Below are 25,409 nucleotides of genomic sequence, written 5' to 3' on the forward strand. Positions count from 1 at the left end.
TGCCGATGTTGACGACATTGCGGATACGCCGGCCGGTGTGACCGGTCCACGCGCCGGACCGCACCCGGTCCGCGAAGCCGGCCATCTTGTCAAGTACGGCGTGCACCTGGGGCACCACGTTCTCGCCGTCGACCTCGACCACCGCGTCGGCCGGGGCGCGCAGCGCGGTGTGCAGCACCGCCCGGTCCTCGGTGACGTTGATCCTCTTGCCGTCGAACATGGCGTCCCGCAGCCCGAACACGTCGGTGGCGGTGGCCAGCTCCCGCAGCAGCGCCAGGGTCTCGTCGGTGACCAGGTGCTTCGAGTAGTCGATGCGCAGGTCCCCGACGCGCACGACATAGCGCTGCGCGCGCGAGGGATCGGCGGCGAACAGCTCACGCAGGTCCGGACGGAGCAGCGCCTCGGCGCGGTGGTCCTCCAGGGCCGTCCACTCGGGACGGCGGGTGAGCTCGGGGGTGTCAGACATGGACAGGGGTCTCCTCGGTGCCCTCGCCGCGCAGGGCGATGGCGTACATCTCGTCCGCGTCGAGGCGCCTGAGCTCGGGGGTGTCAGACATGGACAGGGGTCTCCTCGGTGCCCTCGCCGCGCAGGGCGATGGCGTACATCTCGTCCGCGTCGAGGCGCCTGAGCTCCTCGGCGATCAGTTCTGCGGTGGAGCGGACCTTCAGCGCCAGGGTGCGCGGCGGCTGGTCCGGCAGGGTCAGCGTGGCCACCGGCCCCTCGGGGCGGTCGATGACGATCTCGCCGGCCGCGGTGCCCAGCCGGACCGTGGTGACGGCCGGGCCGTCGCTGACCACCCGGTCGGCCTCGACGCCGAGCCGGGCCTCCAGCCAGCGGGCCAGCAGTTCGGCGGCCGGGTTGTCGGTCTCGGCCTCCACGGTCGCCGACGTCACCCTCATCCGGGCCTGGTCCAGTGCCGCCGCCAGCATCGAGCGCCACAGCGTCAGCCGGGTCCAGGCCAGGTCGGTGTCGCCGGGCGCGTAGGTGCGGACCCGCTTCGCCAGCGTCTGCATCGGGTTCTCGACCGCGTACAGGTCGGTGATCCGGCGCTGGGCGAGCGCGCCCAGCGGGTCCTTGGCCGGGTCGTCGGGCGCGTCCACCGGCCACCACACGACGACCGGCGCGTCCGGCAGCAGCAGCGGCAGCACGACCGAGTCGGCGTGCCGCGACACCTCGCCGTACATGCGCAGCACCACCGTCTCGCCGGTGCCCGCCTCGGATCCGACCCGCACCTCGGCGTCCAGGTGCGACTTGGTGCGCTCGCGCGGGTTGCGGGTGTGCCGCTTGATGACGACCAGGGTGCGCGAGGGGTGCTCGTGCGACGCCTCCTCGGCCGCCTTGATGGAGTCGTAGGCGTTCTCCTCGTCCGTGACGATGACCATCGTCAGGACCATGCCCACGGCCGGGGTGCCGATCGCCCGGCGGCCCTGGACCAGCGCCTTGTTGACCTTGCTTGCCGTGGTGTCGGTCAGGTCGATCCTCATGGCCTGCGCCAGCTCCGTCCGTCTCGTGCGAGCATCTCGTCGGCTTCCTTCGGGCCCCAGCCGCCGGAGGCGTACTGGGCCGGCTTGCCGTGGGTGGCCCAGTACTCCTCGACCGGGTCCAGGATCCGCCAGGACTCCTCCACCTCCTGGTGGCGCGGGAACAGGTTCGCGTCGCCGAGGAGGACGTCCAGGATCAGGCGTTCGTACGCCTCGGGGCTGGACTCGGTGAAGGACTCGCCGTAGGCGAAGTCCATCGACACGTCCCGGATCTCCATCGAGGTGCCCGGCACCTTGGAACCGAACCGGACCGTCATGCCCTCGTCCGGCTGGACCCGGATGACGATCGCGTTGGCGCCGAGTTCCTCGGTGGCCGTCTGGTCGAAGGGGGAGTGCGGGGCGCGCTGGAAGACCACCGCGATCTCGGTGACCCGGCGGCCGAGCCGCTTGCCGGTGCGCAGGTAGAACGGGACGCCCGCCCAGCGGCGGTTGTCGACGGCCAGCTTGATCGCCGCGTAGGTGTCGGTGGTGGAGGCCGGGTCGATGCCGTCCTCCTCCAGATAGCCGCTGACCTGCTCGCCGCCCTGCCAGCCGCCCGCGTACTGGCCGCGCACGGTGTGCTCGCCCAGGTCGTCCGGCAGCCGGACCGCCCGGAACACCTTCAGCTTCTCGGTGAGCAGCGAGGCGGCGTCGAAGGAGGCGGGCTCCTCCATCGCGGTCAGCGCCATCAGCTGGAGCAGGTGGTTCTGGATGACGTCCCGGGCGGCGCCGATGCCGTCGTAGTAGCCGGCCCGGCCGCCGATGCCGATGTCCTCGGCCATGGTGATCTGCACGTGGTCGACGTAGGACCGGTTCCAGATCGGCTCGTACATCTGGTTGGCGAAGCGCAGCGCCAGGATGTTCTGGACGGTCTCCTTGCCCAGGTAGTGGTCGATGCGGAAGACCTGGTCCGGTTCGAAGACGTCGTGCACGAGCGCGTTCAGCTCCTGCGCGCTCTCCAGATCGTGCCCGAACGGCTTTTCGATGACGGCGCGGCGCCAGGAGCCCTCGGGAGTGTCCGCCAGGCCGTGCTTCTTCAGCTGCTGGACCACCTTGGGGAAGAACTTCGGTGGCACCGAGAGGTAGAAGGCGTAGTTGCCGCTGGTGCCCCGGGAGGTGTCCAGCTCGTCCACCGCCTTGCGCAGTTCCTCGAAGGCGTTGTCGTCGTCGAAGTCGCCGGGGATGAACCGCATGCCCTCGGAGAGCTGCTGCCAGACCTCCTCGCGGAACTCGGTCCGGGCGTGCTCCTTGACCGCCTGGTGCACCACCTCGGCGAAGTCCTGGTCCGCCCAGTCCCGGCGGGCGAACCCGACCAGCGAGAAGCCCGGCGGCAGCAGGCCCCGGTTGGCCAGGTCGTACACGGCCGGCATCAGCTTCTTGCGGGACAGGTCACCGGTCACGCCGAAGATGACCAGGCCGGACGGGCCCGCGATGCGGGGCAGCCGGCGGTCCTGGGGATCGCGCAGCGGATTGCTCCACTCGGCGGTGGGGATCACCGCGGCGGCCGCCTTGGACCCGGCCGCCGCGCTCTTCTTCGCCCGCCCGCCGGTCCGCTTGGTCCCCTTCGGTTCCTCCGTTCGCGAAGGAGGGGCGTCGGCTTCCGCATGAGGGGCGTCGGCGGCCACGACCCCCGCCGCCTCCTGGGCGTCCCGGACCTCCTTGGCCTCCTTCGTGCCCTTGGTCTCGCCCGCGTCCGGGTCGGGAAGCTCCTTGCTCATTCCCCGTCAACTCCCTTGCTGTCGAGGGACTTCGTCACGGCGTCGAGCAGGTCCTGCCAGGCCGCCTCGAACTTGGCCACGCCCTCGCGCTCCAGCAGCTCCACCACCTCGTCGTACGAGATGCCGAGCCGCTCCACGGCGGCGAGGTCGGCCCTCGCCTGGGCGTAGCCGCCGGTGACCGTGTTCCCCTGGACGTCACCGTGGTCGGCGGTGGCGGCCAAGGTGGCCTCCGGCATGGTGTTCACGGTGCCGGGAGCGACCAGCTCCTCCACGTACAGGGTGTCCCGGTATGCCGGATCCTTCACCCCGGTGGACGCCCACAGGGGGCGCTGCCGGTTGGCGCCGGTGCCCGCCAGGGCGGTGAAACGGTTCCCCGCGAAGACCTCCTCGTACGCCTCGTAGGCCAGCCGCGCGTTCGCCAGCGCCGCCCTGCCCTTCAGGGCGCGGGCCGCGTCGGTGCCCAGCACGGTCAGCCGCTTGTCGATCTCGCTGTCGAGGCGGGAGACGAAGAAGGAGGCCACCGAGTGGACGGCGGCCAGGTCGTGCCCGGCCGTCCGGGCCTGCTCCAGTCCGGCCAGGTAGGCGTCCATGACCTCGCGGTAGCGCTCCAGGGAGAAGATCAGCGTCACGTTGACGCTGATGCCCGCCCCGACGACCTCGGTGATGGCCGGCAGCCCGGCCCTGGTCGCCGGGATCTTGATCATGACGTTGGGCCGGTCCACCAGCCAGAACAGCTGCCGGGCCTCGGCGATCGTGGCCGCCGTGTCATGGGCGAGCCGCGGGTCGACCTCGATGGAGACCCGGCCGTCCCGGCCGCCGCTCGCCTCGTACACCGGCTTCAGCACGTCGGCGGCGGCGCGCACGTCGGCGGTGGTCATCATCCGCACCGCCTCCTCCACGGTGACGCCGCGCACCGCGAGATCGGCGAGCTGCTCCTCGTAGCCCGCGCCGGCGCCGATGGCCGCCTGGAAGATCGACGGGTTGGTGGTGACGCCGACGACCCCGCCGGTCTCCACCAGCCGGGCCAGGTCCCCGGACTCGATCCGGGGGCGGGACAGGTCGTCCAGCCAGACGGAGACACCCTCGTCGGCCAGGCGCTTGAGCGCTCCCGGGGTCCCGGTTGCTTCGGTCACAGTGATCATCATCTTCTTTCTGGCGTCGCGATCAAGCAGGGCGAGCACGGTCAGGCGCGGACAGCGGCGAGGGACTCCCGGGCCGCGGCGGCCACGTGCTCGGCGGTGAAGCCGTACTCGGCGAACAGGGTCTTGGCGTCGGCGGAGGCGCCGTAGTGCTCCAGCGAGACGATGCGTCCCGCGTCGCCGACGAAGCGGTACCAGGTCAGCGCGATGCCGGCCTCGACGGCCACCCGGGCCTTCACGGCCGGCGGCAGCACGCTCTCCCGGTACTCCCGCGGCTGCTCCTCGAACCACTCCACGGACGGCATCGACACCACCCGGGTGGCGGTGCCCGCGGCCTCCAGCAGCTCGCGCGCCGCGACGGCGACCTGCACCTCGGAGCCGGTGGCGATCAGGATCACGTCCGGGGTGCCGGTGGCGGCGTCCGCCAGGACATAGCCGCCGCGCGCCGCGTCCGGGTTCGCCGGGTACGTCGGCAGGCCCTGCCGGCTGAGGGCGAAGCCGTGCGGCGCCGGGTTGGTGGCGTGCCGCCGCAGCACCTCGGCCCAGGCGGTCACGGTCTCGTTGGCGTCGGCCGGGCGGATCACGTTCAGACCCGGGATGGCGCGCAGCGCGGCGAGGTGCTCGACCGGTTGGTGGGTCGGACCGTCCTCGCCCAGGCCGATGGAGTCGTGCGTCCACACGTACGTCACCGGCAGCTGCATCAGCGCCGACATGCGCACCGCGTTGCGCATGTAGTCCGAGAAGGTCAGGAAGGTGCCGCCGTAGATCCGGGTGTTGCCGTGCAGCGCGATGCCGTTCATCTCGGCGGCCATCGAGAACTCGCGGATGCCGAAGTGGACGGTACGGCCGTACGGGTCGGCCTCGGGCAGCGGATTGCCCGCGGGCAGGAACGACGACGTCTTGTCGATCGTGGTGTTGTTCGAGCCCGCGAGGTCGGCGGAGCCGCCCCACAGCTCGGGCAGCACCGGGCCGAGCGCCTGGAGCACCTTGCCGGACGCGGCCCGGGTGGCGACGGACTGGCCCGCCTCGAACACCGGCAGCGCGTCCTGCCAGCCCTCGGGCAGCCGGCCCGCGACCACCCGGTCGAACAGCGCCGCCCGCTCCGGCCGCGCCCCGCGCCACTTGTCCAGCCGCTTGTCCCAGGCGGCGTGCGCCTCGGCACCCCGGTCCAGGGCGCCCCGGGTGTGCGCCAGCACCTCGTCGGCGACCTCGAAGGACCGCTCCGCGTCGAAGCCGAGCACCCGCTTGGTGGCGGCCACCTCGTCGGCGCCGAGCGCGGAGCCGTGCGACGCCTCGGTGTTCTGGGCGTTCGGCGCGGGCCAGGCGATGATCGTGCGCATCGCGACGATCGAGGGGCGGCCGGTCTCCGCCTTGGCGGCGGTGAGCGCCGCGTACAGGGCGGCCACGTCCACGTCGCCGTTCTCGGCGGGCTCGATCCGCTGGACGTGCCAGCCGTACGCCTCGTACCGCTTCAGCACGTCCTCGGAGAAGGCGGTCGCGGTGTCGCCCTCGATGGAGATGTGGTTGTCGTCGTAGAGGAAGACCAGGTTGCCGAGCCTCTGGTGGCCGGCCAGCGAGGACGCCTCGGCGGAGACGCCCTCCTGGAGGTCGCCGTCCGAGACGATCGCCCAGATCGTGTGGTCGAAGGGGGACTCGCCGGCCGGCGCCTCGGGATCGAACAGACCGCGCTCGTAGCGGGCCGCCATCGCCATGCCCACCGCGTTCGCGACGCCCTGCCCGAGCGGCCCGGTGGTGGTCTCCACGCCCGCCGTGTGCCCGTACTCGGGGTGACCGGGGGTCTTCGACCCGTGCGTCCGGAACGCCTTCAGGTCGTCCAGCTCCAGCTCGTACCCGGCCAGGTAGAGCTGCGTGTAGAGGGTCAGCGAGGTGTGTCCGGGGGACAGGACGAAGCGGTCCCGGCCGGTCCACTCGGGATCGGCGGGGTCGTGCCGCATCACCTTCTGAAAGATCGTGTAGGCGGCCGGGGCGAGGGCCATCGCCGTCCCCGGGTGCCCGTTCCCGACCTTCTGCACCGCATCGGCCGCGAGAACGCGGGCGGTGTCGACGGCACGCCGGTCGAGTTCGGTCCATTCGAAGCGGTCCGCGGTATGCGTGCTCATCTTCAAGAAATCCTCGATTGGAGCGAAGTGGCTGCTCTGACGTGTTCAAACTTAAAAGTCTGACTTTTGGGAGTGAAGGTCATCGTGTGCCAGCCTGTGGTGAAACTGGGACACGGCTCGGGCAGCTGGGTGCGCGAGCGGACGGTACGAGAAGGACATGGCGGACGAACACCCACACAACGCGGGCGGCGGCGACGGGATCAGAACGTTCCCCTTCCCGGTCGATCTCAGCCTCCTCGGCGTCGGCGTGCAGGTCGGGCCGATGGGCGCCGGCCGCACCTGGCACGCCCAGGCCCCGATGCTCCGCGTGCACCGCATCGACTTCCACGTCGTCATGCTGTTCACCGGCGGCCCGGTCCGGCACATGGTCGACTTCGCCGAGTACGAGGCGAACGCCGGCGACGTGCTGTGGATCCGGCCCGGACAGGTCCACCGCTTCTCGCAGACCAGCGAGTACCGCGGAACCGCGCTGACCATGCAGCCCGGCTTCCTGCCCCGCGCCATCGTCGAGGCCACCGGCCTCTACCGCTACGACCTGCCGCCGCTGCTGCGCCCCGACCCGGCCCGCTACGACGCCCTGACCGCCGCCCTGGACCAGTTGCGGCGCGAGTACGAGGACGCCACCACCCTGCCGCTGAGCCTGCACACGGCGGTGCTGCGGCACACCCTCACCGCGTTCCTGCTGCGCCTCGCGCACCTCGCGGCCAGCTCGGCGGAGGCGGCCCGCAGCCATCAGGCCGACACCACGTTCACCCTGTTCCGGGACGCGGTGGAGCGCGGCTTCGCCACCAACCACAGCGTCAGCGGCTACGCCGACGCGCTCGGCTACTCCCGCCGCACCCTGGTCCGCGCGGTGCGCGCCGCCACCGGCGAGACCCCGAAGGCGTTCATCGACAAGCGGGTCGTCCTGGAGGCCAAGCGGCTGCTCGCCCACACCGACCTGCCGATCGGCCGGGTCGGCGCGGCGGTCGGCTTCCCCGACGCGGCGAACTTCTCCAAGTTCTTCCACCAGCACACCGACCTGACGCCGGCCGCGTTCCGGGCGGAACTGAGCTGACCCGGGCACGGCGAAGGGGGCCGCGCGGCCGCGCGGCCCCCTTCTTCACCCGGGTGCTCAGTGCCCGAAGCTGAACCAGTTCACGTTCACGAAGTCGGCCGGCTGGCCGCTGGTGAAGGTCAGATACACGTCGTGGGTGCCGGTCACCGAGGCGATGTTCGCCGGGACCGTCCGCCACGACTGCCAGCCGCCGGTGCCGCCCACCGCGAAACTGCCGACCGGCGTGGCGGTCCGGCTGTCCAGGCGCACCTCCACCAGCCCGCTGACGCCGGTCGCCGCCCCGCTGGCCACCCGCGCGTTGAACTGCGTGGCGGCGCTGGAGCCGAAGTTCACGCCCTTGAACTGCGCCCAGTCGCCGTTGGCCAGGGCGCCGATGTTCTGCCCGCCGCCGGAGTCGGTGGTGGTCTCGGTGAGGGTGCCGGACTGGGCGTCGTAGGACTCGGCCTGGATCGCGGAGTAGGCGTCCCGGTTGCCGGTGGGCGGCGGGGTGGTGCCGCCGCCGGAGCCGGACGACAGCACCTGGACGTAGTCGACCAGCATCGGGTGGCCGGGCACGGTGCCGCTGTCCGGGCCGCCGCCGAAGGCGCCCGGGAAGCCGCCGCCCATCGCCACGTTGAGGATCACGAAGAAGCCGTGGTTGGTGGCGTTGGCCCAGGTGGTGGCGTCCATCTGGTCGGCGCGCACGGTGTGGTAGTTGACGCCGTCGACGTAGAAGCGGATCTGCTCGACGCTGGTGGAGCGGTCCCACTCCATCCGGTAGGTGTGGAAGCCGGACTGGCAGGTGGCACCGGGACAGGCGGTGGAGCCGCCGATGCCGGTGGTCTCGTTGCAGGGGCCGCCGGGGTTGGTCCCGCAGTGCATCGTGGACCAGACGGTGTTGAGGCCTTGGACGTTCTCCATGATGTCCAGCTCGCCCACGGACGGCCAGTTCCAGTAGTTGCCCCTGAACGGCGCGCCCAGCATCCAGAACGCGGGCCAGTAGCCCTTGGCGGCGGCACCGGTCACGTTCGGCATCTGGATCCGCGACTCGACGCTCAGCTTGCCGCCGGCCGGCGGCTGGAAGTCGGTGCGGTTGGTCTCGATCCGGCCCGAGGTCCAGTTGCCGGACGCGTCGCGCAGCGGGGTGATGCGCAGGTTGCCGCTGCCGTCGAGGGAGACGTTGCTGGTGGAGGAGGTCATCGTCTCCACCTCCCCGGTGCCCCAGTTGGCGGCGCCGCCCGGGTAGGAAGTGCCGGTCGCGTACTGCCAGTTGGCGGTGCTCACGCCGGAGCCGGCGGAACCGTTGAAGTCGTCCAGGAAGAGCTGGGTCCAGCCGGAGGGCGGGGTGGGCGCGGAGGCGTCCGCGTCCGGGGCGGCGAGGGTGGCGCCGGCCACCGCGAGGCCCAGTGCGCCCAGTGCGGCGACGAGCGCGTGCCGCAGCGGTCTGCGTCTGTGGGGGGTGCCGGAGGATGCGCGCATGGGGGTGCCTCTCGGTACGGGGAGGATGCGGGGGCACTGCGACTCTGAGAGCGCTCTCAGAATGCGGCCAATGTGCTCTCCGGGTCCCCGGCCGTCAAGAGGTGAAGCCGATAAAGTCCTTGCCTCCAGGGCGAGTTCAGCCCTTGAAGAGTGCGAATGGGTCAGAACGGCGGGCCGGCGGCGCCTTACAGGGCGCTGCCCGCCTTCCACTTCTTCCAGGACAGGTTCCAGCCGTTGAGCCCGTTGGCCGCGTCGACGGTGTCCTCGCCCGAGTTCTTCACGATCACCACGTCCCCGAGCAGTGAACCGTCGTAGAACTCGTACCCGGCGGTCTCCTGGTCCGCGCCGCCCTTGGCGTCGTGCAGACCGATGCAGCCGTGGGTGCCGTTGCTGTGGCCGAAGACCGAGGCGGCACTCCAGTAGTTGCCGTGGATGAAGGTGCCGGAGGTGGTCAGCCGCTGGGCGTGCGGCACGTCCGCGATGTCGTACTCGTCGCCGAGCCCGACCGTCGAGGACTGCATCCGGGTCTCCTTCAGCCGCTCGCTGATCACCATGATCCCGGCCCAGGTGGTGTGGTCCGAGGAGCCGCCGGTGACCGGATAGGCGGCGGTCTTCACGCCGTCCGTCACGACCGTCATCGTCTCCTTCTTCAGATCGACGGTGCTGATCTGCGACCGGCCGACGCGGAAGGTGAAGTTCCTCGTCTGGGTGCCGTAGAGGTCCTCGCCCGCGCGGACGCCGGCCAGCCGCAGGTCGACGGTGACCGTGGTGTCCTTGGCCCAGTACGTCTTCGGCCGGAAGTCGAGCCGGGTGTCGCCGAACCAGTGGCCGACCACCTCGACGCCGGAGTCGGCGCTCACCGTGATCGCCGACTCCACCGCCGCCTTGCGGGTCACCGCGTGCGAGAAGGTGATCGACACCGGCATGCCGACCCCGTAGGTGCCGCCCGCCTTCGGGGTCACGGTCGCGGTGAGCGAACGGGTCTTGACGGTGGTCCCCCCGGCGGTCCCCCCAGTGGTCCCGCCGGCGGTCCCCTCGGCGGCCCGCGCGGTGCCGGACGCCGCGCCGGCCAGCGCCGCGGCCACCGGCACGGCACCGAGCGTGGCGAGCACCCCGCGCCGGGACCACCGTCCCGGCTGGACGTCCTGCTGGTCGGGTATGTCGGGGCTGCTCACGGGTCGGGCCTTTCGGGGGTTCGGCGGCGATTGGGTGCAGTCTGCACCTTATAGCTGGGCCGGCCCTGTGAGGAGCTGTTCGTCACCTGGGAGAGCTGTGAGAAATGTGGCAGAAGTGAACAAGCCGTAAGTGCGCGTCACCGGCCCTCATCAGGGACCGGGCCGCCACCCCAGCGCCCGGGACATCCCGCGGGCCGCCAGCCGTACCGCCGGCACCAGCACCGGCACCCGCGCGGCGTCGTGCGGGACGACCACCGAGACGGCGGCGGTGACCGTGCCGTCCGCGCCGCGCACCGGGGCCGCCACCGACAGGGCGTCCTCGGTGACCTGCCGGTCGCTGACCGCCGCACCCGTGCGCCGCACCTCGGCCAGCGCACGGCGCAGCCGGGCCGGGTCGGTGACCGTGTACGGGGTGAACGCGGCCAGCGGACCCGCGCAGTACGTCTCCTGGAACTCAGGCGCGCTGTGCGCCAGCAGCGCCAGCCCCACCCCGGTGGCGTGCGGCGGCCAGCGGCCGCCGACCCGGATGTGCACCCCGACCGCGGACCGCCCCGACAGCCACTCGACGTACACCACCTCGTCGCCGTCGCGCACCGCGAGCTGCACGTTCTCGTGTGTCGCCTCGTACAGGTCCTCCAGATAGGGCAGCGCGGTCTGCCGCAGCGCCAGGCCGCGCGGCGCGAGCGCGGCGATCTCCCACAGCCGCAGCCCCACGTGGTAGCGCCCCGACCCGTCGCGCTCCAGCGCGCCCCACGCGGTGAGCGCGCCCACCAGCCGGTGCGCGGTGGTCAGACTCAGCCCGGCCCGGCGGCTGATGTCGGTCAGGCACAGCGCGGGGTGCTCGTGGTCGAAGGCGGCCAGCACCGACAGCAGCCGGTCGGGGGCGGTGGAGGCGGTCATGGGCCGGGTGTCTTTCCGGGAGCGGGCCGGTGCCGGTCCCGGTGACGGTAGGCACCGGACGCCTGGCGGTCAATGATCGGTACGGCCCCGTCGGACGCCTGGCGGTCAATGATCGGTACGGCCCTCGCCGGCCGGCCCGCGTGCCATGATCGGCGGCAGCGGAGGCCGGCGGCGGGCCGGCCGGTGCGGGAAGGACGCGGACGTGAGGCTGACGATTCTGGGCGGCGGCGGATTCCGGGTGCCGCTGGTGTACGGGGCGCTGCTCGGGGACCGGGGCGAGCGGCGGGTGACCGAGGTTGTCCTGCACGACCTCGACGCGGACCGGCTCACCGCGGTGACCCGGGTGCTGGCCGAACAGGCCGCCGGGGTCCCGGACCCGCCCCGGGTGACGGCGACGACCGACTTGGACGAGGCGCTCACCGGCGCCGACTTCGTGTTCTCCGCGATCCGGGTCGGCGGCCTGGCGGGCCGCGCCGAGGACGAACGGGTGGCGCTCGCCGAGGGCGTCCTCGGCCAGGAGACGGTCGGCGCCGGCGGCATCGCCTACGGCCTGCGCACCGTACCGGTCGCCGTCGACATCGCCCGCCGGGTGGCCCGGCTCGCCCCCGACGCCTGGGTCATCAACTTCACCAACCCGGCCGGACTGGTCACCGAGGCGATGTCCCGGCACCTCGGCGACCGGGTCATCGGCATCTGCGACTCGCCGGTCGGCCTCGGCCGCCGGATCGCCCGGACGCTCGGCGCCGACCCGCGCGAGGCGTTCGTCGACTACGTCGGCCTCAACCACCTCGGCTGGGTACGCGGCCTGCGGGTGGCCGGCCGCGACGAACTCCCGCGGCTGCTCGCCGACCCCGCGCTGCTCGGCTCCTTCGAGGAGGGCCGCCTCTTCGGCCCCGACTGGCTGCGCGCCCTCGGCGCGATCCCCAACGAGTACCTGCACTACTACTACTTCAACCGGGAGACCGTCCGCGCCTACCAGGAGGCCGAGCGCACCCGCGGCGCCTTCCTGCGCGACCAGCAGGCCGGGTTCTACGCCGAGGCCCGCGACCCCGGCGTCTCGGCGCTGGAGCTGTGGGAACGCACCCGGGCCGAGCGCGAGGCCACCTACATGGCCGAGAACCGGGAGACGGCGGGCGCCGGCGACCGCGCGGCCGAGGACCTGGCCGGCGGCTACGAGCAGGTCGCCCTCGACCTGATGCGGGCGCTGGCCCGCGGCGAACGCACCACGCTGATCCTCAACGTCCGCAACGCCGCCACGCTCGCCGCCCTCGACGCCGACGCCGTCATCGAGGTGCCCTGCCTGGTCGACGCGAGCGGCGCCCGGCCGCTCTCCGTCGACCCGCTGCCGGACCACGCCACCGGCCTGGTCTGCGCGGTCAAGGCCGTCGAACGCGAGGTCCTCGCGGCGGCCGAGTCCGGCTCCCGGGGCCGGGCCGTCGCGGCCTTCGCGCTGCACCCGCTGGTCGACTCCGTGAACGTGGCGCACCGCCTCGTCGACGGCTACACCGCCGTCCATCCCGGCCTCGCGTACCTCCGGTAGCGGCCTGGCACCGGTACGCCGGTCGGCGTCTTCCCATGAAGAATTAAGGAAGCGGCAAAGCGCCTGGTCAACCGTGCTGTACGCGGAATTTCGACCCCGCGGCGTCGGCTGCCGTACACCTCCGGTTCGCCTGCCGCCCCTGGGATGCGGCCAGCACGACGAAGAGAGAGGTGGCACGGTGCGAGACCCGCGACTGTCCGCGATCGGCAAGGGACTCAAACGCCGGGGGAGGCTGATGGCCCAGGCGGTCAGCCCACCGCGCCGCGCCCTCGACGCGGTGCCCGCCCCCCGCCCGCCGGCCGACGAGGGGTACGCCGCCCCGCCCGCGCCGCGGCTGGTGGAGTCCCCGGTGTTCGTCCTGTCCTCGGTGCGCTCCGGGTCGACCCTGCTGCGGGTGCTGCTGAACAGCCACAGCCGCATCCGTGCCCCGCACGAGATGCATCTGCGCACCCTGCGGGTCCAGCTCACCCGGTCCTTCACCCCGAAGGCCATGCGGGCGCTGGAACTCGACCGGGACGAGCTGGAGCACGTGCTGTGGGACCGGGTGCTCCACCTCGAACTGGTCCGCAGCGGCAAGGACCTCATCGTCGACAAGACCCCGGCCAACGTGCACGTCTGGCCCCGGCTGCACCGATGTTGGCCGAAGGCCCGCCGGATCGTGCTGCTGCGCCACCCGGGCGCGGTGGTGGCCTCCCTCACCGCCCGCCGCAGCGACCCGGACCACGCCGCCATTCGCGCCGAGGTCCTCGGGTACGCCGAGAAACTGGAGGAGGCGCGGCACGACCCCGCCGCCCACGTGATCACCTACGAGGACCTCACCGCCGAGCCGGAGCGGGTCACCCGGGGCATCTGCGACTACCTCGGTGTGCCCTGGGAGTCCGGCATGCTGGACTACGGCAGCAAGGACCACGGCGACTTCCGTCCCCAGCTCGGCGACTGGTCCGACACCCTCAAGTCCGGCCGCATCCGGGCCGCCCGCCCCGCCGCCCCGGACACCGACCTGCCGCCCCGGCTGCGGGAACTGGCGCGGGCCTGGGGGTACCGGGACTGAGCACCCGGACAAGGACCCGGACTCCTCTCTACGGGGTGGGGGCCGGGCGCCGGTCCGGGTAGCCGACGTCGGGTACGGGCCGCGCGCAGCACATGGGCGCGCAGCCCGGGAAGGTCCTCGGGCGTGAGCCAGGGCCCGCGGCCGTCGAGGTCCCGGCTGAGCAGCCTGGCGTCGTCGTCGGTGACCGCGGCCAGTCCTCGGCGGACGGCAGCCGGTATCCCAGCCCGGCCAGCCGCTCGGCCACGTCGGCGGTGCCTCCCGAGTGGTGCGCCGCCGCCCGCGCGACATGGCGGACGGACACCGGCTCGGCCGGGTCCAGCCAGGGGGCCTGACCGTTCAGGTCAGGGCTGACCATGACCCGCGTCGGGTAGTCGTCGGGGACGGGAACGTTCGCCATGGCGGCCTTTCCGGGGGCGGGAACGGCACTGCGGACCTCATTCCGCGACGGCCGTGTAGCGGACGGGGGAGCCGTCGTCGTCCTCGTCCCAGTCGTCGTCCTCGTCCCCGTTCTGACCCGACAGATCCACCCGCACCCCGGCCGGCTCCAGCGCCTCCCACACGCGCAGCATCATGGCGTCGCTCAGATAGTGGTGGTGCAGATCGACGTAGCGCAGATGGGTCAGCGGCCGCCCGCGCAGCAGCGCCTCGGCGCCCTCGTCGCCGAGCGAGCCCATGGACAGCCGCAGGGTGTCCAGCCGGGCCACGACCGGCGCCTGGGCCACCGCGGCGGCGATGTCGTCCTGGAACAGGCTGTTCTGCAACCCCAGATGCCGCAGCGCGGGCAGCCGGTCACCGGCCAGCAGCGGCCGCAGGTCGGCCACCGTCGCGTCGCCGCCGTAGTCCTCGACGCCCAGCCACATCTCCAGGTACTGAAGGGCGGGCAGGTCACTGGCGGCGACGTTGCGCACCACCTGGCGGGGCAGTCCGCCGCTCTCGAACCGCAGCGTGCGCAGCCCCTCGTGGCGGACGACGGGGAATTCCAGGTCGGTGCCGCCCCGCACGCCGAGCTCCCGCAGACCGGGGAAGGCGTCGAGGACCGGGGTGAGGTCGGACTGCTCGATCCAGGAGACCTCCGACTCCTCCATGTCCACGTCACCGAGGAACAGGGCCTCCAGGCCGGTCAGCCGCTCGGCCATCATCGGCATGCTGTCGTCCAGGCCGCCCCCGTCGAACCCGTACCACGGACTGCCGATGAGCAGCGCGCGTATGCCGTCCAGCGGGGCGGTCGCGAAGAACCGGTTCCAGTAGTCGTAGGCGTCCTCGTTCTCGGCCCCCTGGCCGCACCGCAGGCGCCAGGCCACGGACCCCGGGTCGGCCGGCAGCGGCCGGTCGTCGCCGGCCTCCGGGAAGTCGAACACCGGGAGTCCGTGGAAGTGGCGCAGATGGTCGGGGCTGCGCGGGTGCAGGGGCACGTCGGCCGGGAGCTGCATGGTGGTTCCCTCGAAGGTGATGGGTCGGTCAAGGCACGCACTGTTCTAGCAGCGCCCACTGACAACCCGTCACCTCGGGCCGCGGCACCCTTCCTAAACGGGCTGCCCGGACACCCCGGTGACCCACCCGGCGCCCGGCGCCGCCAGCGGCTGGGCCGGGCGGGGCGGGGACGGTACGGCGGTCGCCGCGGTGCGCGGCGCCGGGTCCGGGCGCCGCGGCGGCAGTGGCACCGGCCGCAGCGGACGCGGACCGGACACCACCGTGTAGTCCTGGCCGAGGAACGGCGGCACGATCTCGCCCGGGTCGTCGCCGAGCGCGAGCCGCACCGCGGCCCACGGGGCGTTGATGCCGCACAGCGAGAGCTGGTGCAGCCCGCCCGCCGGCCGGGTGTTGACGTCCATCAGCACCGGACGCTCGCCGTACATGCGGAACTGGATGTTCGACAGGTGGTGCAGCCCGAACCCCTCCGCGACCCGCCGGGCCGGCTCCAGCCAGCGCTCGTCGAGGGTGAACCCGCGACGGCGGCCGTTCTTGGTGCGGCCCACCGCCATCCGCACCCGGTTGTCGGTGCCGGTGAGGCAGTCCACCGACACCTCCGGCTCCTCCAGGCGCGGCATCACCAGCCAGTCCACCGGCTCGTCCGCGGCGAGCAGCGCCGCCACCGCCAGGTCCAGCGGCACGTACGGGGACGGGAACCCGTTCAGATGCGTCAGGGAGAACGGCGCCCGGGTGACCACCCTAAAGCCCACCCCGCCCGCCCCGGAGGCCGGCTTGAAGCAGGCCCGGTGCCCCTGCTCCTCCAGTTCCGCCACCGCGGCCACCAGTTCGTCCGCCGTGCGCACCCGCCACCAGGGCGGCACCGGCACACCGACCGCCTGGGCCGCCTCGTAGCCGATCACCTTGTCCCGGAAGACGGCCACCGCCTCGGGCGGCGGGGCGAGCAGCGCCGTACCGGCGGCCTCGAACTCGGCGCGGTGCGCCACGATCGCGCTCTGGTGCAGCCGCGGCACGAACACGTCGATGCCGCGCCGCCGGCACAGGTCCAGCGCGTACTCGACGTACGCCGCCGGGGACAGCGCCTCCGGCTCCAGTTCGGCGGTGTCGGCGGCGGCCAGCACGGGGGAGTCGGGGTCGCCGTGCGTGGCATGGATCTCGACGGCCCGGTCGGCGGGATTTCTCCGCAGCTGATCCATGAAGAACACGTTCTCCGCGTACGTGCGGTTGAGCCAGACGCGTACGCGAGAGACCATGCAGGCCGCCTTCCACGGTAAGCGGGCAGGGCACAGCCGGCCGTGCCCGGCCAAGGGAGAAAAGGGACACCGGACCGCTCCGCGTGAAGGGGGAGTCAGGGGCGGTGGTGTTGGGGCGATCATAGGGGTTCCGGGGCGGCCCCGTGCAACGCGCGTGTTACGGATCGGCGGCGGCCCCGCGGACCGCGGTCCGGGCCGCTCTTGTCGCCCCGGCCCGCCGTGTGATCTCTTGGGAGCGACCGGCCGGGCCCGCCAGGGCGCGCCGCGCCGGCGCGTACGGAGGGGGCGAGAGGTGACGTCGACGGCCGGTGGCGCCGGACAGCTGTGGGCGGTCAGCGACCTGCACATCGGATATCCGGAGAACCGGGCCCTGGTCGAGGCCATGCGCCCGGCCGGGGACGACGACTGGCTGCTGGTCGCCGGCGACGTGGCGGAGACCGTCGCCGACATCCGCTGGGCGCTCGGCACCCTGGCCGGCCGCTTCCGCCGGGTCGTCTGGGTCCCCGGCAACCACGAACTGTGGACCCACCCCAAGGACCCCGTCACCCTGCGCGGCGCCGCACGCTACGACCATCTCGTCGACGTCTGCCGCGAACTGGGCGTGACCACCCCCGAGGACCCCTACCCGGTCTGGGACGGCCCCGGCGGCCCCGCCGTGATCGCCCCGCTCTTCCTCCTCTACGACTACTCCTTCCTGCCGGCCGGCTGCGCCACCAAGGACGAGGGACTGGCCTACGCGCACGGCACCGGCATCGTCTGCACCGACGAGGCCCTGCTGCACCCCGACCCCTATCCGAGCCGCGAGGCGTGGTGCCGGGCCCGGGTCGCCCAGGCCGAGGCGCGGCTCGCCGCGCTGCCGGACGGCCTGCCGGTCATCCCGGTCAACCACTACCCGCTGGACCGGCACCCCACCGAGGTCCTGTGGCACCCCGAGTTCGCCATGTGGTGCGGCACCCGGCTGACCGCCGACTGGCACCGCCGCTTCCGCGTCGACACCATGGTCTACGGCCACCTCCACATCCCCCGGACCACCTGGCACGAGGGCGTCCGCTTCGAGGAGGTGTCGGTGGGCTACCCCCGGGAGTGGCGCAAACGGTCCGCACCGCCCGGACAGCTGCGGCTGATCCGGCCGTACGACCGCGCGGCCGCCGGCGCCGAGTCACGCAAGGGCGGGTTCCGGTGATCGAGGAGGTGCTGCCCGGGACGGTGGCCGCCGAGGAGGCGCGCGGCCACGACACCGCCGGACACACGCCGCTGCACCCCGAGGAGGAGCCGCTGGTGGCCCGCGCGGTGGCCAAGCGCCGCCGCGAGTTCACCGTCGTACGCTCCTGCGCCCGGCGGGCGATGCGACGCCTCGGCGTGGCGCCGCAGCCGATCCTGAACGGCGAACGCGGCGCGCCGCGCTGGCCGGCCGGCCTGGTCGGCAGCATGACGCACTGCGACGGCTACTGCGCCGCCGCCCTGGTCCGCGCCACCGACCTGGCCTCCCTCGGCATCGACGCCGAACCCGACGCGCCGCTCCCGGAGGGCGTGCTGTCGGCCGTGGCGCTGCCCGCGGAGCAGGCCCGGCTGGCCCGGCTGGCCGCGGCCCGGCCCCAGGTGCACTGGGACCGGCTGCTGTTCAGCGCCAAGGAGTCCGTCTACAAGGCGTGGTTCCCCCTCACCGGCAAGTGGCTGGACTTCTCCGAGGCCGACATCGAGTTCACCGAGGACCCCGGCGGCCCGGGCCGCGGCACGTTCCGCGCCGCGCTGCTGGTACCCGGGCCCGAGGTGGGCCGACGGCGCCTGGACCAGTTCGACGGCCGCTGGGCCGCCCGCGACGGCCTGCTCGTCACGGCCGTCACCGTGCCGCCGGCGCCCGCCTGATCGAGTGGCGCGGGTGGGGCCGGCAGGGCCCGCGACGGCCTGCTCGTCACGGCCGTCACCGTGCCGCCGGCGCCCGCCTGATCGAGTGGCGCGGGTGGGGCGGTCAGGGCTCGGGACGTCGGCTCGCCGGCAGCCGGGGTCGCGGGTGGGCCAGGGGCGGCTGGACCGCTTTCGAGGGGCCGCCGGGCCGCCCGCGACGGCCTGCTCGTCACGGCCGTCACCGTGCCGCCGGCGCCCGCCTGATGGGCCGTCGCCATGGCACCGGTGTCCGCTGTCTGAACGAGTCGGGCCGGCCAGGCCGTCAGGGCTCCGGACACCAGCTCGCCAGCAGCCGGAAGAACTCGTCCTCGTTCCCGGCCAGTCCCGCCGCGCGCAGCGCCGCTTCGGCCTCCGCGAGGACGTCGGGCGCGAGCAGCGGCGGCAACGGGGCGCCCGGCGCGCCCGCGGCCTTGTCGAAGGCGGCCCGTACGGTGTACAGCAGGCGCAGATAGGCCTGGACGGCGGCGCGTTCCCGGTCGGTCGGCACGGCGGTGGTCATCGGTCGGCTCTCCCCACATCGGCGTCAAGCGCGCCGCCCCGCACGGCGGCACCCCACCAGCTTGCCGCCCCCCACTGACAATCGGGACGAGCGGCGCCCGGCGACCCCGCTCCCGCCTCAGCCCGCGCTCCCGCCGGGATACCCCAGCGACGCCTCGATCCGCCCCGCCAGCCGGTCCCGCCGCACCGGTTCGCGCAGCGACGAACCCGCCAGCCGGGTGCGGCACTTGCTGGCCAGCAGCAGGCCGAAGCTCTCCGCCTCGCGCTCGTCGGCCAGGTCGAAGCGGGACCGGGCGGCGACCGCGCGGACGGTGGCCCGCAGCGCGTCGGCGTCGGGGTTCTCGGCCAGCAGCCGGGCGGCGGCCGCCGCGCCCTCGGTGACGTGCCCCCGGTGCCCGGCCGTCAGGTGCCACAGCTCGTGCCCCAGGATGACCAACTGGTGTTCGGGCGCGGTGCGTTCCTCCACGACGACCAGGTCGCGGTCGGCCAGGTCCAGCCACAGCCCGCTGGCCGTGCCGGGCGGGAACGCGGCGGTACGGAACAGCACCGGACGTCCCCGGCGCCGGCTCATCGCCGCGCACAACTGCCCGTACAGGTCGGCGGGCGGCGCCGGTACCGGCAGTGTCAGCTCCGCCACCAGCCGGCCGCACAGCCGGCGCATCTCCCGGCCGGTGCCCCAGCTCACCCCCGGGCTCACGACTCGGGCCGCTTGACGCTCTCCAGGAGCATGTCCAGCCACTCGGCGACCTTGTCCCGGTGCTGGTCGGTCGGCAACTGCGCGGCCCGCCAGGCGATGCCGCGCACGCCGTGGTCCTGCAACAGCCGCTCCAGCGGGTCGGCCGCCGCCTCGGCCGCCGCCCGCTCCCGGTCGGCGAGCTGCTGCAACAACTCCTGCTCGGTGCGCTGGAGGGCCCCGGCCAGCGCCTCCGGGTCCTCGGCGGTGAGGAACCCGGCGTGCACCCGGAAGAAGCGTTGGAGCGCGTCGCAGTGCTCCATGGTGGGCCGCCGGTCGCCGTTGATCAGCGCGCCCGCCTGCTGCCGGGACATCCCGGCGCCGTCGGCGATCTCCTGCTGGGTGTAGCGGCGGCCGTTCGGCTTGAGCCGGGTGCGCCGCAGCAGGTCGAGGCGCTGCACGAACCGCGCCTGCACATCCGGCTCCCCGGCCGGCCGGCCGCCCAGCAGGGCCTTGACCACCGACTCGGGCACCCCGCAGGCGGCGGACAGCCGACCGGTGTCGAAGACCTCGGCGGGCGGGACGCCGAGCCGGTCGGCGAGCGCGGCGACGCGGGAGAGCACGGACGGCAGCGCTGCCGTCTGCGTGGTGCCCGGACCCTCGAAGCCACCCGCCACCGACAGATCTCCCACGTCTCTCACCGGACCCACAGGCTGCTGCGCACAGACGGTCGCTGTGAACTTCCCGGAGAGTAGCCCTCGTTCGAACTGACATCCAGGCGTCGCCACAACTGTGGCCAATTTCAGCCGTCAACCGTCGTGGAATGCCACGATAGTTGACATGCCTCGCGCCGGGGCAGCAGGATCGGGGCGCCGCGTGAAGGCCGCATAGGCAAGAGGGGTGACCTCCCGATGGCATTTCAGGCAGGAGGGCAGCGGTCGGCACCGCGGCCCGCCCCCGCGACCCCCGAGGCCCAGGCGTACCTCGAGGACTACGCCGCGCTCCTGGACGCCGTCCCGCATCCCTCGTTCGTCGTCGACCACCGCTGGGACGTGGTCCTGGCCAACGGCGCCTTCCGGACACTTTTCCGCGAGACCGGCCCGCACCCCACCGCGATGCCCGGCGACAACTTCCTGCGCTACGTGCTCTTCCACCCGGACGCGCCCGACGTGCTCGGCGAGCACGAGTCGCGCTGGTGCCTGCCGATGCTGGCGCACTTCGCCTCCGTCATCGAGCACCACGGCCACGACCACGTGCTCCAGGCGATCCGCCGCGACATCGCCCAGGACCCGATCATGGAGGCCGCCTACCGGCAGGGCCTGCCGCACTGGATCCGCGCGGTCGGTGAAGCGGCCGTCGAACACGACGGCACGCTGCGGCCGCTGCGCCACCCCGACGCCCGCCGGGCCACCGCCGAGTGCCGCGTCGTCGTCGAGACCTCCCGGTCGCTCGCGGAGCTCGGATACCGGCGGCTGACCCTGGTGCTGCGCGAGGCCCGCCGGGGCCCGTCCCGCCCGCGCCGCGCCCGCACCGGCGCCGCCCATCTCAGGGTCGTCCCGGCCGCCGACTGACCGGACCGCCGCCCTTCCCGGCCGTCCTTCCCGACCGTTCTTCCCGCCTGTCCTTCCCGGCCAGGGCACCCCATTACGCAAAGCGCTTTCATTTCTTGCGCTATTCTTGCGGGCATGACGCGACGACTTGCTGAGGTGGCGAAGAAGGTCGGGGTCAGCGAGGCCACGGTCAGCCGGGTGCTCAACGGCAAACCCGGGGTCTCCCAGGCCACCCGGCAGGCGGTCCTGTCCGCCCTGGACGTGCTCGGCTACGAACGGCCCACCCAGCTGCGCGGCGAGCGGGCCCGGCTGGTCGGCCTGGTGCTGCCCGAGCTCCAGAACCCGATCTTCCCGGCCTTCGCCGAGGTCATCGGCGGCGCGCTGGCCCAGCTCGGGCTGACCCCGGTGCTGTGCACCCAGACCAAGGGCGGCGTCTCCGAGGCGGACTACGTGGACCTGCTGCTCCAGCAGCAGGTCTCCGGCGTGGTCTTCGCCGGCGGGCTGTACGCCCAGGCGGACGCGCCGCACGGCCACTACGAGCGGCTCGCCGACCGCAGGATCCCGGTGGTGCTGGTCAACGCGGCCATCGAGCACCTCGGTTTCCCGGGCGTCTCCTGCGACGACGCGGTCGCCCTGGAGCAGGCCTGGCGGCATCTGGCCTCGCTCGGCCACGAGCGGATCGGCCTGGTGCTCGGCCCCGCCGACCACATCCCCTCGGGCCGCAAGCTGGCCGCCGCCCGGGCCGTCGGCGAGGTCGACGACGCCCATGTGGCCCGCGCGATGTTCTCCATCGAGGGCGGCCACGCGGCGGCCTCCCGGCTCATCGACCGAGGTGTCACCGGCTTCATCTGCGCCAGCGACATCCTCGCCCTCGGCGTCGTGCGCGCCGCCCGCCGCAAGGGCCTGGACGTGCCGGCGCGGATCTCGGTCGTCGGCTACGACGACTCCGCGCTGATGAACTGCACCGAACCCCCGTTGACCACCATCCGGCAGCCCATCGAGGCGATGGGCCGGGCGGTCGTGGAACTGCTCAACACGCAGATCAACGGCCAGTCGGTGGCCGCCGAGGAGCTGCTGTTCGAACCGGAACTGGTGGTCCGCGGTTCCACCGCGCAAGCACTGCGCGACTGAGATCCAGACAGATCCAGGCCACTGTCAAATAATTACAGATTCTGCGTGACATCTTGCGCCCTGCTGTTGCCGGTGCTTGAGTGTGCGGCGCCCACCGCTCCTGTCCAGAGGGGTCACCGATGTCACGCACCGGGTTCCGCCGTACCTTCGCCGCGCTGAGCGTCTGTTCGCTCGCTCTCGCCGTCTCCGCCTGCGGGTCGGGCGACGACAGCTCAGCCGGCGGCAAGACCCGCATCACGGTCAACTGCATGCCGCCCAAGAGCGCCAAGACCGACCGGCAGTTCTTCGAGGAGGACGTCGCCGCGTTCGAGAAGGCCAACCCGGACATCGACGTCGTACCGCACGACGCGTTCCCCTGCCAGGATCCCAAGACGTTCGACGCCAAGCTGGCCGGCGGCCAGATGGAGGACGTCTTCTACACCTACTTCACCGACGCGGCGCACGTCGTCGACATCAACCAGGCCGCCGACCTCACCCCGTACCTCAAGGACCTCAAGAGCTACGACACCATCCAGCGGCAACTGCGCGACATCTACACCGTCGACGGCAAGGTCTACGGCATCCCGCGCACCGGCTACTCGATGGGCCTGATCTACAACCGGGCGCTGTTCGAGAAGGCCGGCCTCGACCCCGACCAGCCGCCGGCCACCTGGGACGAGGTCCGCGCCGCCGCCAAGAAGATCGCCGCGCTCGGCGACGGCACCGTCGGCTACGCCGACTACAGCGCCCAGAACCAGGGTGGCTGGCACTTCACCGCCGAGCTGTACTCGCAGGGCGGCGACGTGGTCAGTGCCGGCGGCAAGAAGGCCACCGTCGACACCCCCGCCGGACACGCCGTCCTCCAGACGCTGCACGACATGCGCTGGAAGGACGACTCGATGGGCAGCAAGCAGCTCCTGGTCATCAACGACGCCCAGCAGATGATGGGCTCCGGCAAGCTCGGCATGTACCTCGCCGCCCCCGACAACATCCCGATCCTGGTCAAGGAGAAGGGCGGCAACTACCAGGATCTGGCCCTCGCGCCCATGCCCGGCGGGCAGGGCACCCTGATCGGCGGCGACGGCTACATGTTCAACAAGAAGGCAAGCCCCGAGCAGATCCGCGCCGGACTGAAGTGGCTGGACCACATGTTCCTCACCCCCGGCGACGGCTTCCTCGGCGACTACGCCCGCGCCAAGACCAAGGACGCCCCGGTCGGCCTGCCCGAGCCCCGGCTGTTCACCGGCGCCGCCGACGCCAAGGACCAGCAGGTCAAGAAGGCCAACGCCAATGTCCCGGTGGAGAACTACCAGTCCTTCCTGGACGGCAACCAGAGCCTGGAGATGAAGATCGAGCCACCCAACGCCCAGCAGATCTACTCCGTCCTCGACGGCGTCGTCTCCGCCGTCCTCACCAAGGAGGACGCCGACCTCGACAGCCTGCTGGAGGACGCCTCCGGCAAGATCGACAGCATCCTGGCCCGGAGCTGACCGCACATGAAGACGGCTGAACGACGACCGGCCAAGACCGTGCCGGTCCGCCCGGTCCAGGCGCCGCCGCCCCGCCGGGACCGCGGCCGGCGCCGCCTCGCCGAACAGGGCCGCGCCTACGGCTTCCTGCTCGGCGGCCTGATCTGCTTCGCGCTGTTCTCCTGGTACCCGGCGATCCGCGCGGTCGTCATCGCCTTCCAGAAGTACACCCCCGGCGCGGACCCCGAGTGGGTCGGCACCGACAACTTCACCCGGGTCTTCCAGGACCCCGAGTTCGCCGACGCCTGGCGCAACACCCTCACCTTCACGGTGCTGGCCCTGCTCATCGGCTTCGCGATCCCCTTCGTCCTCGCCCTGGTCCTCAACGAACTCCGGCACGCCAAGGCGTTCTTCCGGGTCGTGGTCTACCTCCCGGTGATGATCCCGCCGGTGGTCAGCGCCCTGCTGTGGAAGTGGTTCTACGACCCGGGCGCCGGCCTCGCCAACGAGGCGCTGCGCTTCCTGCACCTGCCCACCTCGAACTGGTCCAACGGCGCCGACACCGCCCTGATCTCCCTGGTCGTCGTCGCCACCTGGGCCAACATGGGCGGCACCGTCCTGATCTACCTCGCCGCCCTCCAGTCCATCCCCGGCGAGCTGTACGAGGCCGCCGAACTGGACGGCGCGAGCCTGCCGCAACGCGTCCGGCACGTCACGGTCCCGCAGACCCGGTTCGTGATCCTGATGCTGATGCTGCTCCAGATCATCGCGACGATGCAGGTCTTCACCGAACCGTTCGTGATCACCGGCGGCGGCCCGGAGAACGCCACCGTCACCGTCCTCTACCTCATCTACAAGTACGCCTTCCTCTACAACGACTTCGGCGGCGCCTGCGCGCTGAGCGTCATGCTGCTGGCGCTGCTCGGGGTGTTCTCCGCCGGATACCTCCGACTGACCCGCTCGGACGGGGAGGACGCGTGAGCTCCACCCGTACCCTCGTCTCCCCGGCCGTGCTGGCCCGCCCGCGCGGCAGGGCCGCCTACTGGGGCGTCTTCACCGGCGTCGTCCTGCTCTTCGCGCTCGCCTTCCTCTTCCCCGTCTACTGGATGGTGACCGGCGCGCTGAAGTCACCGGACGAGGTGACCCGCACCCCGCCCACCCTGGTGCCGGACAAATGGCAGGTCAGCGGCTACACGGACGCCTGGGAGCTGATGCAGCTGCCCACCCATCTGTGGAACACGGTGGTGCAGGCGGCCGGCGCCTGGATCTGCCAGCTCGTGCTGTGCACGGCCGCCGCGTACGCCCTGTCCAAGCTGCGGCCCGCCTTCGGCAAGGTGATCCTCGGCGGCATCCTCGCCACCCTGATGGTGCCCACCCAGGCCCTGGTGGTGCCGAAGTACCTGACCGTCGCCGACCTCGGCCTGCTCAACGACCCCCTGGCGATCTGGCTGCCGGCCGTCGCCAACGCCTTCAACCTCTACCTGCTCAAACGCTTCTTCGACCAGATCCCGCGCGATGTGCTGGAGGCCGCCGAGATCGACGGCGCCGGAAAGCTGCGCGTGCTGTGGTCGATCGTGCTGCCCATGTCCCGTCCGGTGCTCGGCGTGGTGTCCATCTTCGCGCTGGTCGCGGTCTGGCAGGACTTCCTGTGGCCGCTGATGGTCTTCTCCGACACCGACAAGCAGCCGATCAGCGTGGCGCTCGTGCAGCTCTCGCAGAACATCCCGCTGACCGTGCTGATCGCCGCGATGGTGATCGCCAGCATTCCGATGGTCGCGCTGTTCCTGGTCTTCCAGCGGCACATCATCGCCGGCATCAGCGCGGGCAGCACCAAGGGCTGACGC

22 protein-coding genes and 3 pseudogenes are annotated in these 25,409 nt (G+C 72.5%); 10 read left to right on the forward strand and 15 right to left on the reverse strand.

Going from position 1 to position 25,409, the window contains the following annotated elements; translation table 11 throughout:
• The 5 genes and pseudogenes from ACTT8P_RS21820 to tkt all read right to left on the reverse strand — a co-directional run.
• Nucleotides 1-466 (reverse strand): annotated as a pseudogene (locus tag ACTT8P_RS21820) (glucose-6-phosphate isomerase); the annotation flags it as partial.
• An 83-nt stretch (nt 467-549) separates the two neighbouring features.
• Nucleotides 550-1,485 (reverse strand): glucose-6-phosphate dehydrogenase assembly protein OpcA, encoded by a 936-nt coding sequence (gene opcA, locus ACTT8P_RS21825; protein ID WP_442833381.1) that lies wholly within the window; start codon nt 1,483-1,485, stop codon nt 550-552.
• On the reverse strand, nt 1,482-3,239 hold the full coding sequence (gene zwf / locus ACTT8P_RS21830) for a glucose-6-phosphate dehydrogenase (protein WP_442833382.1): 1,758 nt from the start codon (nt 3,237-3,239) through the stop codon (nt 1,482-1,484). The genes opcA and zwf overlap by 4 nt, the downstream gene beginning before the upstream one ends.
• Nucleotides 3,236-4,381, reverse strand: coding sequence for a transaldolase (tal, locus tag ACTT8P_RS21835; RefSeq protein WP_442833383.1), 1,146 nt, complete (start codon nt 4,379-4,381; stop codon nt 3,236-3,238). Before tal ends, zwf begins: the two co-directional genes overlap by 4 nt.
• Nucleotides 4,382-4,422: 41 nt before the next feature.
• A complete protein-coding gene (gene tkt / locus ACTT8P_RS21840) occupies nt 4,423-6,498 on the reverse strand; it encodes a transketolase (RefSeq protein WP_442833384.1) in 2,076 nt (691 codons plus the stop codon).
• A gap of 157 nt (nt 6,499-6,655) precedes the next feature.
• Between tkt and ACTT8P_RS21845 the strand changes: the two genes are divergently transcribed.
• A complete protein-coding gene (locus tag ACTT8P_RS21845) occupies nt 6,656-7,555 on the forward strand; it encodes an AraC family transcriptional regulator (RefSeq protein WP_442833385.1) in 900 nt (299 codons plus the stop codon).
• A gap of 57 nt (nt 7,556-7,612) precedes the next feature.
• On the opposite strand, the gene ACTT8P_RS21850 is transcribed toward ACTT8P_RS21845, so the two are convergent.
• From ACTT8P_RS21850 to ACTT8P_RS21860, 3 genes are all read right to left on the reverse strand, one after another.
• Nucleotides 7,613-9,013: a glycoside hydrolase family 16 protein gene (locus tag ACTT8P_RS21850; RefSeq protein WP_442833386.1), complete on the reverse strand. Its 1,401-nt coding sequence runs from the start codon at nt 9,011-9,013 to the stop codon at nt 7,613-7,615.
• Nucleotides 9,014-9,198: 185 nt separating this feature from the next.
• On the reverse strand, nt 9,199-10,188 hold the full coding sequence (locus ACTT8P_RS21855; RefSeq protein WP_442833387.1) for a L,D-transpeptidase: 990 nt from the start codon (nt 10,186-10,188) through the stop codon (nt 9,199-9,201).
• A gap of 150 nt (nt 10,189-10,338) precedes the next feature.
• Complete coding sequence (locus tag ACTT8P_RS21860) at nt 10,339-11,088, reverse strand: IclR family transcriptional regulator (protein ID WP_442833388.1); 750 nt, start codon at nt 11,086-11,088, stop codon at nt 10,339-10,341.
• A gap of 202 nt (nt 11,089-11,290) precedes the next feature.
• On the opposite strand from ACTT8P_RS21860, the gene ACTT8P_RS21865 reads away from it, so the two are divergent.
• Entirely contained in the window at nt 11,291-12,628 is a 1,338-nt protein-coding gene (locus tag ACTT8P_RS21865) for a 6-phospho-beta-glucosidase (protein ID WP_442833389.1), read from the forward strand.
• 178 nt (nt 12,629-12,806) lie between these two features.
• The gene (locus ACTT8P_RS21870; RefSeq protein ID WP_442833390.1) at nt 12,807-13,679 is read left to right on the forward strand and encodes a sulfotransferase family protein; all 873 of its coding nucleotides are present in this window, start codon (nt 12,807-12,809) and stop codon (nt 13,677-13,679) included.
• A 116-nt stretch (nt 13,680-13,795) separates the two neighbouring features.
• Here the strand turns inward: ACTT8P_RS21870 and ACTT8P_RS21875 are convergent.
• The 4 genes and pseudogenes from ACTT8P_RS21875 to ACTT8P_RS21890 all read right to left on the reverse strand — a co-directional run.
• A pseudogene (locus ACTT8P_RS21875) lies at nt 13,796-13,897 on the reverse strand (wHTH domain-containing protein); the annotation flags it as partial.
• Between the two features lie 8 nt (nt 13,898-13,905).
• Nucleotides 13,906-14,076, reverse strand: a pseudogene (locus tag ACTT8P_RS21880) (wHTH domain-containing protein); the annotation flags it as partial.
• Between the two features lie 37 nt (nt 14,077-14,113).
• Nucleotides 14,114-15,109, reverse strand: coding sequence for an STM4015 family protein (locus ACTT8P_RS21885; RefSeq protein WP_442833391.1), 996 nt, complete (start codon nt 15,107-15,109; stop codon nt 14,114-14,116).
• A 93-nt stretch (nt 15,110-15,202) separates the two neighbouring features.
• Nucleotides 15,203-16,360 carry an ATP-grasp domain-containing protein gene (locus tag ACTT8P_RS21890; RefSeq protein ID WP_442833392.1) on the reverse strand — a complete coding sequence of 386 codons (1,158 nt, stop codon included), beginning with the start codon at nt 16,358-16,360 and terminating at the stop codon, nt 15,203-15,205.
• A 292-nt stretch (nt 16,361-16,652) separates the two neighbouring features.
• On the opposite strand from ACTT8P_RS21890, the gene ACTT8P_RS21895 reads away from it, so the two are divergent.
• On the forward strand, nt 16,653-17,543 hold the full coding sequence (locus ACTT8P_RS21895; RefSeq protein WP_442833393.1) for a metallophosphoesterase family protein: 891 nt from the start codon (nt 16,653-16,655) through the stop codon (nt 17,541-17,543).
• Nucleotides 17,540-18,226 carry a 4'-phosphopantetheinyl transferase family protein gene (locus ACTT8P_RS21900; protein WP_442833394.1) on the forward strand — a complete coding sequence of 229 codons (687 nt, stop codon included), beginning with the start codon at nt 17,540-17,542 and terminating at the stop codon, nt 18,224-18,226. The genes ACTT8P_RS21895 and ACTT8P_RS21900 overlap by 4 nt, the downstream gene beginning before the upstream one ends.
• A 301-nt stretch (nt 18,227-18,527) precedes the next feature.
• On the opposite strand, the gene ACTT8P_RS21905 is transcribed toward ACTT8P_RS21900, so the two are convergent.
• The 3 genes from ACTT8P_RS21905 to ACTT8P_RS21915 all read right to left on the reverse strand — a co-directional run bounded on the left by ACTT8P_RS21905 (nt 18,528) and on the right by ACTT8P_RS21915 (nt 20,113).
• On the reverse strand, nt 18,528-18,764 hold the full coding sequence (locus tag ACTT8P_RS21905) for a hypothetical protein (RefSeq protein WP_442833395.1): 237 nt from the start codon (nt 18,762-18,764) through the stop codon (nt 18,528-18,530).
• A gap of 117 nt (nt 18,765-18,881) precedes the next feature.
• Nucleotides 18,882-19,424 (reverse strand): toxin-antitoxin system, toxin component, encoded by a 543-nt coding sequence (locus ACTT8P_RS21910; protein WP_442833425.1) that lies wholly within the window; start codon nt 19,422-19,424, stop codon nt 18,882-18,884.
• A 32-nt stretch (nt 19,425-19,456) separates the two neighbouring features.
• Nucleotides 19,457-20,113, reverse strand: a complete 657-nt coding sequence (locus ACTT8P_RS21915; protein WP_361161994.1) for a helix-turn-helix domain-containing protein — start codon at nt 20,111-20,113, stop codon at nt 19,457-19,459.
• A 234-nt stretch (nt 20,114-20,347) separates the two neighbouring features.
• Between ACTT8P_RS21915 and ACTT8P_RS21920 the strand changes: the two genes are divergently transcribed.
• From ACTT8P_RS21920 to ACTT8P_RS21940, 5 genes are all read left to right on the forward strand, one after another.
• Complete coding sequence (locus ACTT8P_RS21920; RefSeq protein ID WP_442833396.1) at nt 20,348-21,007, forward strand: MmyB family transcriptional regulator; 660 nt, start codon at nt 20,348-20,350, stop codon at nt 21,005-21,007.
• Between the two features lie 114 nt (nt 21,008-21,121).
• A complete protein-coding gene (locus ACTT8P_RS21925) occupies nt 21,122-22,117 on the forward strand; it encodes a LacI family DNA-binding transcriptional regulator (protein ID WP_442833397.1) in 996 nt (331 codons plus the stop codon).
• A gap of 119 nt (nt 22,118-22,236) precedes the next feature.
• A complete protein-coding gene (locus ACTT8P_RS21930; protein ID WP_442833398.1) occupies nt 22,237-23,586 on the forward strand; it encodes an ABC transporter substrate-binding protein in 1,350 nt (449 codons plus the stop codon).
• Between the two features lie 6 nt (nt 23,587-23,592).
• Nucleotides 23,593-24,546, forward strand: a complete 954-nt coding sequence (locus ACTT8P_RS21935; protein WP_442833399.1) for a carbohydrate ABC transporter permease — start codon at nt 23,593-23,595, stop codon at nt 24,544-24,546.
• Nucleotides 24,543-25,406 carry a carbohydrate ABC transporter permease gene (locus ACTT8P_RS21940; protein ID WP_442833400.1) on the forward strand — a complete coding sequence of 288 codons (864 nt, stop codon included), beginning with the start codon at nt 24,543-24,545 and terminating at the stop codon, nt 25,404-25,406. Before ACTT8P_RS21935 ends, ACTT8P_RS21940 begins: the two co-directional genes overlap by 4 nt.
• Nucleotides 25,407-25,409: the final 3 nt, after the last annotated feature.

Source organism: Streptomyces sp. JW3 (genome assembly GCF_052216785.1).
GTDB lineage: Bacteria > Actinomycetota > Actinomycetes > Streptomycetales > Streptomycetaceae > Streptomyces.